Genomic DNA, 19,907 nt, shown 5'->3' with positions numbered 1-19,907 from the left:
TACTCAGAGCCCGAGCTGGTTGTCGATGAAGTCGAACATGTCGTCGTCACTGGCCGATTGGATCGTCTCGGCGACCGAGGCGCCCTCGTCGCCCTCGCCGGACCCGGCGGTGTCGCTCAGCGCCGAGAGGATGTCCTTGAGCCGCGCCGTGACCCGGGCCCGGGCGTCTTCGTCTCCCAGGAGCTCGGTGACCGAGGCTTCGAGCCGGTCGAGTCCGGAGTACGCCGCCAGGGCGCCCGACACCTCGGCGACCGACCCGAAGGTCTCCTGAGCCAGGAAGTCGGCCAGGGCCGTCGGGCTCGGGTAGTCGAAGACCGCCGTGGCCGGCAGCCGCAGGCCGGTGGCGCTGTTCAGCCGGTTGCGCAGTTCGACGGCGGTGAGCGAGTCGAACCCGACGTCCCGGAAGGAACGTTCGGCGTCCAGACTGCCCGGACCGGCCATCCCCAGCACCAGGGCGGCCTGCGACAGCACCAGCTCCCGCACCACCTCCCGCTGCTCGTCCGGCCCCAGCCCGGCCAAACGCGCGGCCAGGGCGCTCCGACCGTCGGCGGCAAGCTCCGCGACCGATCGACGGGCCGACCCACCGGCCCGCGATCCGCGCACCAGACTGGACAGCAGCGGCGGGACCTCGCCGGATCCCCTCAGGGCGGCCAGGTTCAACTCGGCCGCGACGAAGAGTGCTTCGGGCCGGCCGACGGCCGACTCCAGGACGGCGAGCCCGCGTGCGTCGGAGAATGGCCGCAGACCCTGCCGGCCCATCCGGCGGCGGTCCGCCTCCGAGAGCTCACCCGCCATGCCGTTCTCCCACGGACCCCACGCCAACGACACCCCCGGCAGGCCCTCGTACCGCCGGTGAGCGGCCAGCGCGTCCAGGAACGTGTTCCCCGCCGCGTAGTTCGCCTGCCCCGCGTTACCGATCACACCCGCGATCGAGGAGAACAGGACGAACATGTCGAGGTCCAGGTGACGGGTCAGCTCGTGCAGATGCCACGCCGCGTCGACCTTCGGCCGCATCACCGCCGCCAACCGCTCCGGGGTCAGCGAGGCGACGAGCCCGTCGTCCAGGACACCCGCCGCGTGGACGACACCGTTCAGCGCCAAGCCCTGCAGCGCGTCGGCGAGTTCCTCGCGATCGGCCACGTCACAGGCCGCGACCGTGACCTCGACACCCAGCCCCTTCAGATCGGCCACCAGCTCCGGCATCCCGGCGGCCTCGATACCACGACGCGACAGCAGGACCAGATGCTCGACCCGCCCGCTCTCCGCGAGACGCCGCGCCACCAGACCACCCAACACACCGGACGCACCGGTGATCAGCACCGTGCCCGGACGACCCCCGGCAACGGGAACAGGCGTCGACGGCACCCGCACCAACCTGGGTACACGCACCTGGCCCGCCCGCACCGCGAACTGCGCCTCACCCGACGCCACACCCACGCGCAACCACTCTGCGGAAATCTCGTCCACATCGGCCAGAACGATCCGGCCAGGATTCTCCGCCTGCGCCACCCGGACCAGACCCCACACCGGAGCGGCCGCGACCTCCGTCGGCGCCTCCGGACCGGCGTCGACGGCCCGCTCGGTCACCACCAGCAGACGGGACGCGGACAGGGACTCCGCCGCCAGCCACTCCTGCACCAGACCCAGCACACCGGCAGCCGTACGACCAGCCGCAGCCGGAATGTCACCCGGCTCCGGCACGACCCGCACCGCCACGACCTCGGGCACGGCCTCCGCCGACGCCACCAGCGCCGCCAGATCCGGGAACGACTCCGCACCCGCCAGCTCCGCCGTCCCGAGGACAGCCCACCGACCACCCTCCGTCGCGACACCGGTCAGGTCAGCCGGAACCCACTCCACACCGAACAGGTCACCATGGGCCGGCGCCGCCACCGCTGCGAAGGGCCGCAGGACCACCGAACCCACCGACGCGATCAACGCACCCGTGGCATCGGCCAGGGTCAGCGACACGCCCTCACCCGAAGGCGTGACCCGCACCCGGGCAGCCACCGCATCCGCGGCATACACCACCACATCGCCCCAGGCGAACGGCACTTCCGGCCGCGCCAGGCGCTCGCCCGTGCCCACGATCACGTGGAGGGAGGCGTCCAGCAGAGCGGGGTGCAGCCCGAAGTCAGCGGCGCTCACCCCGTCCGGCAGCGCGACCTCGGCGAACAGCTCCTCGCCACGCCGCCACGCCGCACGCACCCCCTGGAACACCGGACCGTAGGCAAGGCCGCTGGCGGCGAGCCCCGGGTAGAACCCGTCCAGATCCACCGCCTCGGCACCAGCCGGGGGCCACTGCGCCAGATCGCCGTGAACTTCGGCAGACGTGTCGGCCGGAGCGAGAACGCCGGCGGCGTGCCGGGTCCACTCCTCCTCCTGAGCCGCTTCCTCGGCCTGAGCGTAGAGGGCCACCACGCGGCGGCCGGACTCGTCCGCCTCGTCGACCGTCACCTGCACCCGCGCTCCGCCCTGCGGCGGCAGCACCAGCGGTGCCTCGATGAGCAGCTCCTCGACCCGGGCGCAGCCGGCCTCGTCGCCCGCGCGCACGGCCATCTCGACCAGCGCGGCGCCGGGGACGACGACCTGCCCGGCCACCACGTGGTCGGCCAGCCAGGGCTGTGCGGCCAATGACAGCCTTCCGGTCAGGACCACGCCCCCACTCGACGGCAGGGTGACCGCCGCGCCCAGCAGGGGGTGCCCTGCGCTCTCCAGGCCGAGGTCCTCGGCGCGGCTGCCCGCCGTCGCGGTCAGCCAGTAGCGCTGACGCTGGAAGGCGTAGGTGGGCAGGTCGACCTGCTGGGCACCGGTGTCCGCGTAGACCTGCTCCCAGGCGACCGGCACGCCCCGCACGAAGAGCTTCGCAAGCGCGGTGAACAAGGCGCGGGGCTCGTCACGGCCGCGACGGAGCAGCGGGAGCCAGACCTCGGGCTCGCCCTCGGCATCCGCGCGGGTCTGCGGGCCCATGCCGGACAGCACACCGTCAGGCCCGATCTCCACGAACGTCCGCACACCGGCCGCACGCAGGGCCTGCGCGGCGTCGTGGAAGCGGACCGCCTCGCGGACATGCTTCACCCAGTAGGCCGGGTCCGTCACCTCGTCCGCCACCGGGAGACCGGTCAGGGCGGAGACCATCGCCAGCTTGGGCACGCGGTAGCTGACGGCGGCGACGACGCGGGCAAACTCCTCCAGCATCGGCTCCATCAGCGGCGAGTGGAACGCATGCGAGACCTGGAGACGCTTCGTGCGCGCGCCCGCCTGAGCCAACTGGGCCGCGGCCTGCAGTACTTCGTCCTCGACGCCCGAGATCACCACGGCCTTGGGGCCGTTCACCGCGGCGATACCGACACCGGTACGGCCCGCGATCGCTTCGAGAACCTGCTCCTCGGTCGCCTCGACGGCCACCATCGCACCACCGGACGGTAGTTGCTGCATCAGCCGACCGCGTGCGGCCACCACCGCACAGGCGTCCTCCAGCGACCACACCCCGGCCACATGCGCCGCCGCCAGCTCACCGATCGAATGACCGGCCACCACCTGCGGACTCACACCCCACGACTCCAGCAGACGGAACAACGCCACCTCGACCGCGAACAGTGCGGGCTGCGCCCACCCCGTCTCGTCGATCGGGCCCTCACCCCGGATGACGGCGGCGAGGGAACCGTCCAAGTGCTCGGCCAGCCCCGCACACACCGCGTCGAACGCGTCGGCGAACACCGGGAACGCCTGGTAGAGCCCCTGCCCCATGCCAACGCGCTGCGCACCCTGGCCGGTGAACACGAACCCGACCTTGCCCGCACCACCCACGGACCCGGTCACCACACCGGGGACCTCACGGCCCTCGGCCAACGCCGCAAGACCCGCCAGCAGCTCTTCGCGGTCCGCACCGAGGACCACCGCCCGCTGCTCCAACGCCGCCCGCGACACCGCCAACGACCAACCCACGTCCAGCACATCAGCATCAGCACACTCAACGAACGCCGACAGCCGCTCCGCCTGACCGGCAAGACCCTCCGCCGACCGCGCCGAAAGGGACCACGGCACCACCGGCAGGTCAACACCACCGGAACCGGAGCCCGAAGTGTCCTGCTCCGGCGCCTGCTCGATGATCACGTGCGCATTGGTCCCGGAGAACCCGAAGGACGAAACACCCGCGCGCCGGGGGTGCCCGGCATCCGGCCACGGCACCGCTTCGGTCACCAGTCGGACGGCGCCCGACTCCCAGTCGATCCGCGAGGACGGCTCGTCCGCGTGCAGCGTCGCCGGCACCACGCCGTGCTGCATCGCGGCGACCATCTTGATGATCCCCGCGGCACCGGCGGCGGCTTGCGCGTGACCGATGTTGGACTTCACGGACCCCAGGAGCAGCGGCCGATCCTGCGGCCGGTCCTGGCCGTAGGTCGCCAGCAACGCCTGCGCCTCGATCGGGTCACCCAGCCGCGTGCCGGTGCCATGGCCCTCGACCACGTCCACCTCGGCCGCCGACAGACCGGCGTTGGCCAGCGCGGCCCGGATCACCCGCTGCTGGGACGGCCCGTTCGGCGCCGTCAGACCGTTGGACGCACCGTCCTGGTTCACCGCCGTACCGGCGACGACGGCCAGGATGCGGTGCCCGTTGCGCAGCGCGTCGGACATGCGCTCCACCACCAGGACGCCGACGCCCTCGCCCCAGCCGGTGCCGTCCGCGGACTCCGCGAACGCCTTGCACCGGCCGTCGGCCGCAAGACCGCGCTGTCGCGAGAAGTCGATGAACGTGCCGGGCGTCGACATCACCGTCACACCACCGGCCAGCGCGAGCGAACTCTCCCCCGAGCGCAGCGACTGGCAGGCCAGGTGCAGCGCCACCAGCGACGACGAACACGCCGTGTCCACCGTCACCGCCGGACCTTCCAGCCCCAGCGCATACGCCACCCGCCCCGAGGCCACCGAACCCGTGCCACCCGTCCCCAGATACCCCTCGACCTCCTCCGGCACGAAGTGCGACGGCAGGTAGTCGTGGTAGAAGAGCCCCGAGAACACCCCCGTCGCACTGCCCCGCAGCCCCGTCGGGTCGATCCCCGCGTCCTCCAACGCCTCCCACGACGCCTCCAGCAACAACCGCTGCTGCGGATCCGTCGCCACCGCCTCACGCGGACTGATCCCGAAGAACTCCGCGTCGAACTCCCCCGCGTCGTAGAGGAACCCGCCCTCACCGGACACGCTCTTGCCCACCGCGTCCGGATCCGGATCGACCACGTCGCCGGGCCAGCCGCGGTCCGTCGGGAAGGGGCCGATCGCGTCCCCGCGCGACTCCAGCAGCTCCCAGAACTCACCTGGCGACGACACCCCGCCCGGGAACCGGCACGCCATCCCGACGATCACCACGCGGTCGTCCTCGGCCGACGCGCGTCGGACCACGGACCGTGCGGAGCCCGCCGACACGGGATCGGCCCCACCGACCAGCTCGCCCACCAGGTGGCCGACCAGGGCCGCCGGTGTCGGGTAGTCGAACACGATCGTCGCCGAGAGCCGCAGGCCCGTCACATTGCTCAGTCGGCTGCGCAGTTCGACGGCGGTGAGCGAGTCGAAACCGACGTCCCGGAAGGAACGTTCGGCGTCCAGGCCGGCCGGACCGGCCATCCCCAGCACCAGAGCGGCCTGCGACAGCACCAGCTCCCGCACCACCTCCCGCTGCTCGTCCGGCCCCAGCCCGGCCAGCCGCGCGGCCAACGCGTTCTGGGCGCCGACGGCGGCCCGTCCAGCCGGGCGGCGGGTGCGGGAGCCCTGGTGCCCGGCGCGGACCAGACCGGTCAGCAGCGGCGGCACCTCGCCGGAGTTCCGCAGGGCGGCCAGGTCCAGCCTGGCCGTCACCACGAGCGGCGCGGCGGCGCGGGCGGCCGCGTCGAGCATGCCGAGCCCGTCGGCCGCGGGCAGCGGCCTCAGCCCCTGGCGGGACAGCCGGCGCCAGTCGGCGTCGGTGAGACCGCCGGCCATGCCGTCCTCCCACGGGCCCCAGGCCAGCGACACCGCGGCCAGGCCCTCGTGCCGCCGGTGGGCGGCCAGCGCGTCCAGGAACGTGTTCCCCGCCGCGTAGTTCGCCTGCCCCGGGTTGCCCCAGACACCGGCCACCGAGGAGAACAGGACGAACATGTCGAGGTCCAGGTGGCGGGTCAGCTCGTGCAGGTGCCACGCCGCGTCGACCTTCGGCCGCATCACCGCCGCCACCCGCTCCGGGGTCAGCGAGGCGACGAGCCCGTCGTCGACGATCCCGGCCGCGTGGACGACACCCGTCAGCGGCACACCCGCCAGGGCGCCGGCGAGTTCCTCGGGATCGGCCACGTCACAGGCCGCGACCGTGACCTCGACACCCAGGCCCTTCAGGTCGGCGACCAGCTCCGACATTCCGGGGGCCTCGATGCCCCGACGCGACAGCAGGACCAGGTGCTCGGCCTGCCCGCTCTCCGCGAGACGCCGGGCCACCAGACCACCCAACACACCCGATGCACCGGTGATCAGCACCGTGCCCGGACGACCCCCGGCAACGGGAGCAGGCGTCGACGGCACCCGCGCCAGCCTGGGTACACGCACCTGGCCGGCCCGCACCGCGAACTGCGGCTCACCCGACGCCACACCCACGCGCAACCACTCTGCGGACACCTCGTCCACATCGGCGAGAACGATCCGGCCAGGGTTCTCCGCCTGCGCCACCCGGACCAGACCCCACACCGGAGCCGCCGCGACGTCCATCGGCGCCTCCGGACCGGCGTCCACCGCTCGGTCCGTCACCACCAGCAAACGGGACCCGGCCAGGGACTCCGCCGCCAGCCACTCCTGCACCAGACCCAGCACGTCAGCGGTTGTGCGACCGGCCGCAGCCGGGACCTCGTCCATGGCGTCCGGCACAACCCGCACCACCACCACCTCGGGCACGACCTCCGCCGACGCCACCAGCGCCGCCAGATCCGGGAACGACTCCGCACCCGCCAGCTCCGCCGTCCCGAGGACAGCCCACCGACCACCCTCCGTCGCGGCGCCGAGCGGACCAACCGGAACCCACTCCACACCGAACAGGTCACCATGGGCCGGCGCCGCCACCGCTGCGAAGGGGCGCAGGACCACCGAACCCACCGACGCGATCAACGCACCCGTGGCATCGGCCAGGGTCAGCGACACGCCCTCACCCGAAGGCGTGACCCGCACCCGGGCAGCCACCGCATCCGCAGCATGCACCACCACATCGCCCCAGGCGAACGGCACTTCCGGCCGCGCCAGGCGCTCGCCCGTGCCCACGATCACGTGGAGGGAGGCGTCCAGCAGAGCGGGGTGCAGCCCGAACCCGGACGCGCTGACACCGTCCGGCAGCGCGACCTCGGCGAACAGCTCCTCGCCACGCCGCCACGCCGCGCGTATCCCCTGGAACACCGGACCGTAGGCGAGACCGCTGTCGACCAGGGCCGGGTAGAAGCCTTCGAGGTCCACCGCCTCGGCACCCGCCGGTGGCCACTCGGTCAGCGCCTCCCCCGCCTCCGGCGCGACCGGCGTCAGCGTGCCCGACGCATGACGGGTCCACTCCTCCCCGAACGCCGCGTCCTCGGCCTGGGCGTAGACGGCCGCGGCACGGCGGCCGGACTCGTCCGCCTCGTCCACCGTCACCTGCACCCGGACCGCGCCCTGCGGCGGGAGCACCAACGGCGCCTCGATCACCAGTTCCTCGACCCGCCCGCACCCGGTCTCGTCTCCGGCCCGCACGGCCATCTCGACCAGCGCCGTCCCCGGCAGGACCACCTGCCCGGCGACCACGTGATCGGCCAGCCACGGTTGTCCGGCCAGCGACAGCCGCCCGGTCAGCACGAGACCCCCACTGGCCGGCAGGGTCACCGCCGCGCCCAGCAGCGGATGACGCGCCGGTGACTGGCCCAGCCCGGCCGCGTCCACCGCGGCGGCAGCGGCCGGCAGCCAGTGACGCTGCCGCTGGAAGGCATAGGTGGGCAGGTCGATCCGCTGGGCGCCGGTGCCTGCGAAGACCTCGCCCCACTCGACCGCCAGACCGCGCACGAAGAGCTTCGCGAGGGCGGTGAGCAGAGCGCGCGGTTCGTCACGGCCCCGGCGCAGCAGCGGCAGCCAGACCTCGGCGGCTGCCTCGCCCTCGGTGTCGATCCGGGTCTGCGGGCCCATGCCGGACAGCACACCGTCGGGCCCGATCTCGACGAACGTCCGGACGCCGGCGGCGCGAAGGGACTGCGCGGCGTCGTGGAAGCGGACCGCCTCGCGGACATGCTTCACCCAGTAGGCCGGGTCCGTGACCTCGTCCGTCACCGGGAGACCGGTCAGGGCGGAGACCATCGCCAGCTTGGGCACGCGGTAGCTGACGGCGGCAACAACGCGGGCGAACTCCTCCAGCATCGGCTCCATCAGCGGCGAATGGAACGCGTGCGAGACCTGAAGGCGCTTCGTACGTGCGCCGGATGCAGCCAACTGTTCGGCGGCCTGCAGCACTTCGTCCTCGACGCCCGAGATCACCACAGCGCGAGGGCCGTTCACCGCGGCGACACCGACACCGGTACGACCCGCGATCGCTTCGAGAACCTCGCCCTCGGTCGCCTCGACGGCCACCATCGCACCACCGGACGGCAGTTGCTGCATCAGCCGGCCACGCGCGGCAACCACCGCACAGGCATCCTCCAACGACCACACCCCCGCCACATGCGCCGCGGCCAGCTCACCGATCGAATGACCGGCCACCACCTGCGGACTCACACCCCACGACTCCAGCAGACGGTGAAGCGCCACCTCGACCGCGAACAGTGCGGGCTGCGCCCACCCCGTCTCATCGATCAGGCCCTCACCCCGGATCACAGCGGCGAGGGAACCGTCCAGGTGCTCAGCCAGCCCCGCACACACCGCGTCGAAGGCGTCGGCGAACACCGGGAAAGCCTGGTAGAGCCCCTGCCCCATACCGACGCGCTGCGCACCCTGGCCGGTGAACACGAACCCGACCTTGCCCGCACCCCCCACGGACCCGGTCACCACACCGGGAACCTCACGGCCCCCGGCCAACGCCGCAAGACCGGCCAGCAACTCCTCGCGGTCCGAGCCCAGCACCACCGCCCGCTGCTCCAACGCCGCCCGCGACACCGCCAACGACCAACCCACATCGACGACTTCAGCATCGGAGCGCTCAACGAACGCCGACAGCCGCTCCGCCTGCCCGGCAAGACCCTCCGCCGACCGCCCCGAGAGGAACCACGGCACCACCGGTAGTTCGACACCACCGGAACGGGCGACCGGAGCATCCTGCTCCGGCGCCTGCTCGATGATCACGTGCGCATTGGTCCCGGAGAACCCGAACGAGGACACGCCCGCCCGCCGGGGATGCCCGGCATCCGGCCACGGCTGTGCCTCGGTGACCAGCCGGACCGCGCCCGCCTCCCAGTCCACGTGCGAGGACGGCGCGTCCACATGCAGGGTCGCCGGCACCACACCGCGCTGCATCGCCGCGACCATCTTGATGACACCCGCCACGCCGGCGGCCGCCTGGGCGTGCCCGATGTTGGACTTCACGGACCCCAGGAGCAGCGGCCGGTCCTCCGGTCGCCCCTGGCCGTAGGTCGCCAGCAGCGCCTGTGCCTCGATCGGGTCACCCAACCGCGTGCCGGTGCCATGGGCCTCGACCACGTCCACCTCGGCCGCGGACAACCCGGCGCCGGCCAGCGCGGCCCGGATCACCCGCTGCTGGGACGGCCCGTTCGGCGCCGTCAGACCGTTGGACGCACCGTCCTGGTTCACCGCCGTACCGGCCACCACCGCGAGCACCTTGTGACCGTTGCGGCGTGCGTCCGACAGCCGCTCCAGCACCAGGACGCCGACGCCCTCGCCCCACCCGGTGCCGTCCGCGGACTCCGCGAACGCCTTGCAGCGCCCGTCGGCGGCCAGACCGCCCTGCCGGGTGAAGTCGATGAAGGTGCCGGGCGTCGACATCACGTTGACGCCGCCGGCGAAGGCCAGCGTGCTCTCGCCCGACCGCAGCGACTGGCAGGCCAGGTGCAGCGCCACCAGCGACGACGAGCACGCCGTGTCCACCGTCACCGCCGGGCCCTCCAGCCCCAGCGCGTACGCCACCCGCCCGGAGGCGACCCCGCCCGAGCCGCCGGTGCCGGCATAGCCCTCGACGTTCTCGGACACCGCGCCGAACGGCAGGTAGTCGTGGTAGATCAGGCCGGCGAAGACACCGGTCGCGGAGCCGCGCAATGTGTTCGGGTCGATCCCGGCGTCCTCCAGCGCCTCCCACGACGTCTCCAGCAGCAGTCGCTGCTGCGGGTCCATCGCGATCGCCTCACGCGGGCTGATCCCGAAGAAACCGGCGTCGAACTCCCCGGCGTCGTAGAGGAATCCGCCCTCGCCGGACAGGCTCTTGCCGACCGCCTCCGGGTCCGGATCGTGGACGTCCGGCGCCCAGCCGCGGTCCGTCGGGAACGGACCGATCGCGTCCCCGCGCGCCTCCAGCAGCTCCCAGAACTCGGTGGGGGACGACACCCCGCCGGGGAACCGGCATCCCATGCCGACGATGACCACCGGGTCCTCGTCGGCGGGCACGCCGCCCGTGACCGCGGGCGCGGCCCCCGCCGGGCCGGGCTCGGCCGCGCCGACCAGCTCGCCCAGCATGAAACCGGCCAGCGCCGCCGGCGTCGGGTAGTCGAAGACCGTCGTCGCCGACAGGCGCAGGCCCGTCGCCGAGTTCAGCCGGTTGCGCAGTTCCACGGAGGTCAGCGAGTCGAAGCCGGTCTCGCGGAAGGCTCGGCCGGCCTCGATGCTCTCCGGTCCGGCCATGCCCAGCACCAGGGCGGCCTGCGCCGCGATCACGTCAAGGACGGCGGCGGTCCGCTCGGCGGGGCCGAGCGCCAGGAGCCTGGTGCTCAGCGCGTTCCGGCCGTCGGCGGCCGGACCGCCGGCCGTGCGCCGGGCGGGCGGGCCCGCATGCCCGGTTCGGACCAGACCGGACAGGAAGGGCGGCACCTCGCCCGAGCGGCGCAGGGCGGCGAGGTCCAGCTTGGCCGTCACCGTCAGGGCGTCGGCGGCGCGGGCCGCCGTGTCCAGCATGGCGAGACCGTCGGCCGCGGGCAGCGGCTTCAGCCCCTGGCGGGACATCCGCTGCCAGTCGGCCCGGTCGAGCTTGGCGGTCATGCCGTGTTCCCACGGCCCCCACACCAGGGACGCGGCGGGCAGACCGGCCCGGCGGCGGGAGGCCGCCAGCGCGTCCAGGAAGGTGTTCCCGGCCGCGTAGTTGGCCTGGCCCGGGTTGCCCCAGACGCCGGCGATCGAGGAGAACAGGACGAACATGTCCAGGTCGAGGCCGCGGGTCAGCTCGTGCAGGTGCCAGGCCGCGTCGGCCTTCGGCCGCATCACCGCCGCCAACCGCTCCGGGCTCAGCGAGGCCGCGATCCCGTCGTCGACGATCCCGGCGGCGTGCACGACGCCCGTCAGCGGCACACCCGCCAGGACGGCCGCGAGCTCGTCGCGGTCGGCCACGTCGCAGGCCGCCACCGTGACCTCGGCGCCCAGCGCCTCCAGGTCGGCGACCAGCTCCGGCATCCCGGCGGCCTCGATGCCACGACGCGAGACCAGCACCAGGTGCTCGGCCCGCCCGCTCTCGGCGAGGTGCCGGGCCACCAGACCGCCCAGCGCACCGGACGCGCCGGTCACCAGGACCGTGCCCGCACCGGCGGCCGTCGCGGGCAGGGTCAGGACGACCTTGCCGATGTGCCGCGCCTGGCTCAGGAACCGGAAGGCGTCCACCGCGCGGCGTGCGTCCCAGCAGGCCACCGGCAGCGGCCGCAGGGCGCCCTCCTCGAACAGCAGGGTCAGCGACCGCAGCATCCGGCCGAGCACGTCCGGGTCCAGGTCCAGCAGATCGAACGCCCGGTAGGCGACCCCGTGGTCGCGGCGCACCTGCTCCGCGTCACGGATGTCGGTCTTGCCCATCTCGACGAACCGGCCGCCCGCGCGGGTCAGCCGGAGCGACGCGTCCACGAACTCCCCGGCCAGGGAGTCCAGCACCACGTCCACCCCGTGGCCGGCGGACGCGGTCCGGAAGGTCTCCTCGAAGTCGGTCGTGCGGGACGACGCGATGTGCGACGCACCGACACCCAGTCCGCGCACCGCCGCCCACTTGGCGGGCGACGCGGTCGCGAACACCTCCGCCCCCAGCTGCCGGGCCAGTTGCACCGCCGCGATGCCCACGCCACCGGCGGCGGCGTGGACCAGCACCCGCTCGTCCCGCCGCAGGCCGGCCAGCTCCACCAGCGCGTACCAGGCGGTCAGGAACACCAGCGGCGCACCGGCCGCCTCCGCCATCGTCCATCCGGACGGCACCGGGGCCAGCAGCCGCTGGTCGGTCACCGCCTCGGTGGTGAACGCGCCCGTGAACAGGCCCATCACCGCATCGCCCGGCCGGAGCCCGGTCACGCCCGGACCGACCTCCAGCACGACACCGGCGCCCTCCAGGCCCAGCCGGCCCGCGTCGCCCGGGTACATGTCCAGCACGTTGAGCACATCGCGGAAGTTCACGCCCGCCGCACGCAAGGCGACCCGCACCTGACCGGCGGCGAGCGCACCCGCCTCCTCGGCACCCAGCAGGGTGAGGTTCTCCAGCGTGCCGCGCTCGTGGAAGCCCAGGCTCCACACCCGCTCCGCCGGGACCGGCAACCCCTCCGCGACGCGCGCCAGCCGGGGCACCCGCAGCTGGCCGGCCCGCACCGCGAACTGCGGCTCACCGGAGGCCACACCCTGGCGCAGCACCTCCATGGAGACGTCCTCGACATCGGCGAGGACGATCCGGCCCGGATTCTCCGCCTGCGCCACCCGGACCAGGCCCCACACCGGAGCGGCCGCGACCTCCGTCGGCGCCTCCGGACCGGCGTCGACGGCCCGCTCGGTCACCACCAGCAGACGGGACGCGGACAAGGACTCCGCAGCCAACCACTCCTGCACCAGACCCAGCACGTCGGCGGCTGCGCGACGGGCCCCGGCCGGGACGTCACCCGGCTCCGGCACGACCCGCACCGCCACGACCTCGGGCACGGCCTCCGCCGACGCCACCAGCGCCGCCAGATCCGGGAACGACTCCGCGCCCGGCAGTTCCATGGTCCCGAGGACGGCCCAACGGCCGCCCTCCGTTGTGGCGCCGTCCAGGGCAGCCGGGACCCACTCCACGCCGAACAGGCCGTCGCTCGCGGGTGCCGCGGCGCCCGCGAAGGGCCGCAGGACCAGCGAACCGACCGAGGCGATCAACGCGCCCGTCGCGTCGGCCAGGGTCAGCGACACGCCCTCACCGGTCAGCTCCGGGGTCACCCGGACCCGTGCCAGGGCGGCGCCGGTGGCATGCAGGTCGACGTTCCCCCAGGAGAACGGGACCTCAAGCCGGTCCCGGCGCTCGCCCGTGCCCACGATCACGTGCAGGGCGGCGTCCAGCAGGGCGGGGTGCAGCCCGAAGTCGGCGGCGCTCACGCCGTCCGGCAGCGCGACCTCGGCGAACAGCTCCTCGCCGCGCCGCCAGGCCGCCCGTATCCCCTGGAACGCCGGTCCGTAGGCGAGGCCGCTGGCGGCCAGCGCCGGGTAGAACCCTTCGAGGTCCACCGCCTCGGCGCCTGCCGGGGGCCACTCGGCCGGCAGGCTGTCGGCCGACGCCGTGGCGACCGACAGCGTGCCCGACGCATGCCGGGTCCACTCCCCGTCGGGCGCGGCCTCCTCGGCCTGGGCGTAGACACCGAGCTCCCGGCGACCGGACTCGTCGGGACCGTCCACCGTCACCTGGACCCGGACGCCACCCTGCGCCGGGAGGACCAGCGGCGCCTCGATGACCAGCTCCTCGACCCGGGTGCAGCCGGCCTCGTCGCCCGCGCGCACGGCCATCTCGACCAGCGCGGCGCCGGGGACGACGACCTGCCCGGCGACCACGTGATCGGCCAGCCAGGGCTGTGCGGCGAGTGACAGCCTTCCGGTCAGAACGACGCCGCCGGTGGCCGGCAGGGTGACGGCCGCGCCGAGCAGCGGGTGTCCGGGGTTCTCCAGTCCGAGGTCCTCGGCGCGGCTGCCCGCCGTCGCGGTCAACCAGTAACGCTGACGCTGGAAGGCGTAGGTGGGCAGGTCGACCTGCTGGGCACCGGTGTCCGCGTAGACCTCTTCCCAGGCGACCGGCACACCCCGCACGAAGAGCTTCGCAAGCGCGGTGAACAGGGCACGGGGCTCGTCACGGCCGCGACGGAGCAGCGGGAGCCAGAGCTCGGGCTCGCCCTCGGCATCCGCGCGGGTCTGCGGGCCCATGCCGGACAGCACACCGTCAGGGCCGATCTCGACGAACGTCCGCACACCGGCGGCGCGAAGGGACTGCGCGGCGTCGTGGAAGCGGACCGCCTCGCGGACATGCTTCACCCAGTAAGCGGGGTCCGTGACCTCGTCCGTCACCGGGAGACCGGTCAGGGCGGAGACCATCGTCAGCTTGGGCGCGCGGTAGCTGACGGCGGCGACGACGCGGGCGAACTCCTCCAGCATCGGCTCCATCAGCGGGGAATGGAACGCGTGCGAGACCTGGAGACGCTTCGTACGTGCGCCGGACGCGACCAACTGTGCTGCCACAGACAGGACTTCGCCCTCGACACCGGAGATCACCACAGCCTTGGGGCCGTTCACCGCGGCGATACCGACACCGGCCCGGCCCGCGATCACTTCGAGAACCTGCTCCTCGGCCGCCTCGACGGCCACCATCGCACCACCGGACGGCAGTTGCTGCATGAGCCGGCCGCGTGCGGCCACCACCGCACAGGCATCCTCCAGCGACCACACCCCCGCCACATGCGCCGCGGCCAGCTCACCGATCGAATGACCGGCCACCACCTGCGGGCTCACACCCCACGACTCCAGCAGACGGTGAAGGGCAACCTCGACCGCGAACAGTGCGGGCTGCGCCCACCCCGTCTCGTCGATCGGGCCCTCACCCCGGATCACAGCGGCGAGGGAACCGTCCAAGTGCTCGGCCAGCCCCGCGCACACCGCGTCGAACGCCTCGGCGAACACCGGGAAAGCCTGGTAGAGCCCCTGCCCCATACCGACGCGCTGCGCACCCTGACCGGTGAACACGAACCCGACCTTGCCCGCACCACCCACGGACCCGGTCACCACACCCGGAACCTCACGGCCCCCGGCCAGCGCCGCAAGACCGGCCAGCAACTCTTCGCGGTCCGCACCGAGGACCACCGCCCGCTGCTCCAACGCCGCCCGCGACACCGCCAACGACCAACCCACGTCCAGGACATCAGCATCGGAGCGCTCAACGAACGCCGACAGCCGCTCCGCCTGACCGGCAAGACCCTCCGCCGACCGCCCCGAGAGGGACCACGGCACCACCGGCAGGTCAACACCACCGGAACGGGCGACCGGAGCGTCCTGCTCCGGCGCCTGCTCGATGATCACGTGCGCATTGGTCCCGCTGATGCCGAACGACGACACACCCGCGCGTCGCGGCCGCTCCTCGGAGTGCGGCCAGGCCACCGCCGATGTCGCCAGCCGGACCGCGCCCGACTCCCAGTCCACGTGCGAGGAGGGTTCGTCGGCGTGCAGCGTCTGGGGCACCTGCTCGTGCTGCAGGGCGAGCACCATCTTGATCACGCCCGCGACACCCGAGGACCACTGGGTGTGCCCGATGTTGGACTTCAGCGAGCCGAGCAGCAGCGGCCGGTCCTGCGGCCGGTCCTGGCCGTAGGTCGCCAGCAACGCCTGCGCCTCGATCGGGTCACCCAGCCTGGTCCCGGTGCCATGGCCCTCGACCACGTCCACCTCGGCCGCCGACAACCCGGCGCCCGCCAGGGCCGCCCGGATCACCCGCTGCTGCGACGGCCCGTTCGGCGCCGTCAGACCGTTGGACGCACCGTCCTGGTTCACCGCCGAACCCCGCACCACCGCGAGCACCTTGTGCCCGTTGCGCAGCGCGTCCGACAACCGCTCCAGCACGACGATGCCGGCGCCCTCGGCCATACCCATGCCGTCGGCCTGCTCCGAGTACGCCTTGCAGCGGCCGTCCGCCGCGAGGCCCTGCTGCCGGCTGAACCAGGCGAGCCACGCCGTGGTGGCGTGCACGGTGACGCCGCCCGCCAGTGCCAGCGAGCACTCCCCCGACCGCAGCGACTGGCTTGCCAGGTGCAGTGCCACCAGCGAGGACGAGCACGCCGTGTCGACGGTGAGCGCCGGCCCTTCGAGGCCGAGCGTGTAGGCCACCCGGCCGGAGATCACGCTGGGCGCGATGCCCGACTGGAGGTGCCCTTCGAGCTCCTCGGGCGCGTTGGCGCCGTAGCCGGACGAGGAGGCGCCCACGAAGACGCCGGTCGCCGAGCCGCGCAGCCGCCTGGGGTCGATGCCCGCCCGCTCGAAGGCCTCCCAGGACAGTTCGAGGAGCAGCCGCTGCTGCGGGTCCATCGCCAGCGCCTCACGCGGGCTGATCCCGAAGAACCCGGCGTCGAACTCCCCGGCTCCGGTGATGAATCCGCCGCCGCGCGTGTAGAAGGTGCCGGCTCGCTCCGCGTCCAGGTCGAAGAGCTGCGAGAGGTCCCAGCCGCGGTCGGTGGGGAGTTCGCCGACCGCGTCGCCGCCGGTGGCCAGCAGGTCCCAGAGCTGCTCGGGGGCGCTGACGTCACCGGGGAGGCGGCAGCTCATCGCCACGATCGCGATCGGCTCGTCGGCGGCCGCTGCCGTCCGGGCCGCCGCCGTGGTGTCGTCGGTGTGCCCCAGCGTCTGCGCCCGCAGGTACTCGGACAGCACCACCGGGGTCGGGTAGTCGAAGATCAGTGTGGTGGGCAGCCGCAGGGCGACCGCGCTGCTCAGCCGGTTGCGCAGCTCGACCCCGGTCACCGAGTCGAAGCCGAGTTCCTTGAAGGTCTGCGCGGGGTCGAGCGCCTGCGCGGAGGGGTGTCCGAGGACGGCCGCGGCGTGCGCCGCGATCAGGTCGAGGACCACCTGGTCCTGCTCGGGCCGCGACAGGCCCGCGAGCCGGCGCAGCAAGCCCTCGGCGGCGTCGAGGGGAGGCGCCCCGGCCGTGTCGTCCGCCGCGTGCGGCAGCTCCATCACCTGCGCGGAGGGGCCGCTGTCGAGCCAGAAGCGCTTGTGCCGGAAGGCGTACGTCGGCAGCTCCACCGGCCTCCCGGTGGGCAGGACCGCACGCCAGTCCACCGGCACGCCGTGCACGAAGGCGCGGGCCAGGCCCGTCACCAGGCTCGTGGTGCCTTCGTCGTCGCGCCGCTGGAGCAGGACGAAGACGGGCTCGTCCTTCGCGGTGCCGGCCACGATGTCCGCGCCGAGCGAGGAGAGTGACCCGTCCGGACCGACCTCGAGGAACACCGAGACGCCCTCGCGGGCCAGCGTCGCCACCGCGTCCGCGAAGCGAACCGCTCCCCGCGTCTGGGCCGGCCAGTAGCCCGCCTCGGGCTCGGTGACCAGTTCACCGGTGAGCGCGCCCGCCCACATCATGTTCGGGCGGCGGTACTCCAACCCGGCCGAGACGGCGGTGAGTTCGTCGATCACCGGGTCCATCGCCGGCGAGTGGAAGGCGTGCGAGACCCGCAGCCGCCGCACCCGGCGACCCCGCTCCCGCCACAGCTCCACCACCTGATCGACGGCCTCGACCTCACCCGAAACCACCACGGACTCCGGGCCGTTGACCGCCGCGATCACCACCCCGGGCACCAGCTCGGCCAGCACCTCGGCCTCCGGGACGTTGACCGCCGCCATCGCCCCGCCGTTCGGCAGCGCCTGCATCAACCGAGCCCGCGCCGCCACCAGCCGCACCGCGTCCGGCAGCGACAGCACCCCGGCCACATACGCGGCCGCGACCTCGCCCACCGAATGACCCACCACCGCGTCCGGCGTCACGCCCGCGGCCTCCAGCACCGCCGCGACGCCCACCTCGAAGGCGAACAGACCGGCCTGCGCGTACAAGGTCTGGTTCGCCAGCGCCTCGTCCACACCCTCGGCGCCGAGCACGACGTCCCGGACCGAGACGCCCAACTCCAGCTCCAGCAGCCCGCACACCCGGTCGAAGACCTCGGCGAAGACCGCGCTGCCCTCGTACAGCCCCCGGCCCATCCCGACCCACTGCGAGCCCTGACCGGCGAAGACCAGACCCACCCGGGCACCCGGCCGCGCCACACCCGACACCACCGAACCCGACGGCGTCCCGGCAGCCAGGTTCTCCAGGCCGGCCACCAGCTCGGCGCGCTCGGTCCCGAGCACGACCGCCCGGTGCTCGAACGCCGACCGGGTGGTCGCCAGCGACGCCGCCAGGTCCGCCGGTTCCACCGACGGCCGGGCCGTCACCCAGTCGCGCAGCCGCTCCGCCTGGGCCGTCAGCCCCTCGGCCGTCCGGCCCGACACCAGCCACGCACCGGCGCCTTGGAGGACCGGCGCCACGTCGGGCGCCTCCGCGGTCTCGACAGCCGGCGGTGCCTCCTCCAGGACGACGTGGACGTTGGTCCCGCTGATCCCGAACGCCGACACGCCCGCGCGCCGCGTGTGCTCCCCGGCGGGCCACGGCACCGGCTCGGCCAGCAGCCGCACCTCACCCGCCGACCAGTCCACCTGCGGCGACGGCTCCTCCGCGTGCAGCATCGCGGGCAACTCGCCGTGCTGGAGCGCCAGCACCATCTTGATCACCCCGGCCACACCGGCGGCCGCCTGGGTGTGCCCGATATTGGACTTCACCGACCCCAGCCACAGCGGCCGGCCCTCCGGGCGCTCCCGGCCGTAGGTGGCGAGCAGTGCGCCCGCCTCGATCGGGTCGCCGACCCGGGTGCCCGTGCCGTGTGCCTCCACCGCGTCGACGTCGGCGGCGGACAGGCTCGCGTTCGCCAGGGCGCGGCGGATGACCGCCTGCTGGGCGCGGCCGTTCGGGGCGGTCAGGCCGTCGCTGGTCCCGTCGGAGTTGATCGCCGAGCCGCGCAGCACGGCCAGCACGGAGTGGCCGTTACGCAGGGCGTCGGACAGCCGCTCCAGGACGATCAGGCCGGCGCCCTCGGACCAGACGGTGCCGTCGGCGGCGGCCGAGAACGGGCGGCAGACGCCGTCCGAGGACAGCGCCCGCAGCCCGCTGAACGCGACGAAGTTCCCCGGGGTGGCCATCACGGACACGCCGCCGGCGAGCGCCAGCGAGCACTCGCCGGACCGCAGCGCCTGCACGGCGAGGTGGATGGCGACCAGGGAGCTGGAGGCGGAGGTGTCCACCGTGAGGGACGGCCCGTGCAGCCCGAGCAGGTACGAGATCCGGCCGGACATCACGCTGGTCGTGGTGCCGGTGAGCAGGTAGCCCTTCACGCCCTCCGGCGCCTCCTGCAGCCGGGGGCCGTACTCCCTCGGCTCGGCGCCCACGAACACGCCGGTCCGGGTGCCCCGGATCGCGGACGGGGTGATGCCGGAGCGCTCCAGGGCCTCCCACGAGGTCTCCAGCAGCAGCCGCTGCTGCGGGTCCATCGCCAGCGCCTCGCGCGGCGGGATGCCGAAGAAGGCGGCGTCGAAACCGGCGGCGTCGTCGAGGAAGCCGCCCCGGGTGAGGTAGGTCCTCCCGGCGCTCTCCGGGTCGGCGTCGTAGAGGGATTCGAGGTTCCAGTTCCGGTCCGCGGGGAAGTCGGAGAGGGCGTCCCGGCGTTCGGCCAGCAGACTCCACAGGTCCTCGGGCGAACGGACCCCGCCGGGGTAGCGGCAGCTCATGCCGACGATCGCCAACGGCTCCGCACCGGCTGCGGCACGTTCCGTCAGGGCCGGCCCATCAGTCTCGTTCACAAATCCCTCGGCATTCCGGAGTCTGGGAGTGCGATACCTGGTCGAATGTCTTTCAGCCAAGGAGAAACAGCAATGCAAAAGGGCTGAACAGAACGGCCGCACAGAAAGCT

General features: G+C 73.5%; 1 pseudogene. It reads right to left on the bottom strand.

Annotated features, from left to right (window positions below):
- Nucleotides 1-3: 3 nt before the first annotated feature.
- Nucleotides 4-19,833, bottom strand: a pseudogene (locus OG618_RS27665) (SDR family NAD(P)-dependent oxidoreductase); the annotation flags it as partial.
- Nucleotides 19,834-19,907: the final 74 nt, after the last annotated feature.

The sequence above is a fragment of the Kitasatospora sp. NBC_01246 genome (genome assembly GCF_036226505.1).
In the GTDB taxonomy this organism is placed as follows: Bacteria; Actinomycetota; Actinomycetes; order Streptomycetales; family Streptomycetaceae; genus Kitasatospora.
Note: the sequence above shows the minus strand (reverse complement) of the source record. Positions and strands in the feature narration are given on the sequence as shown.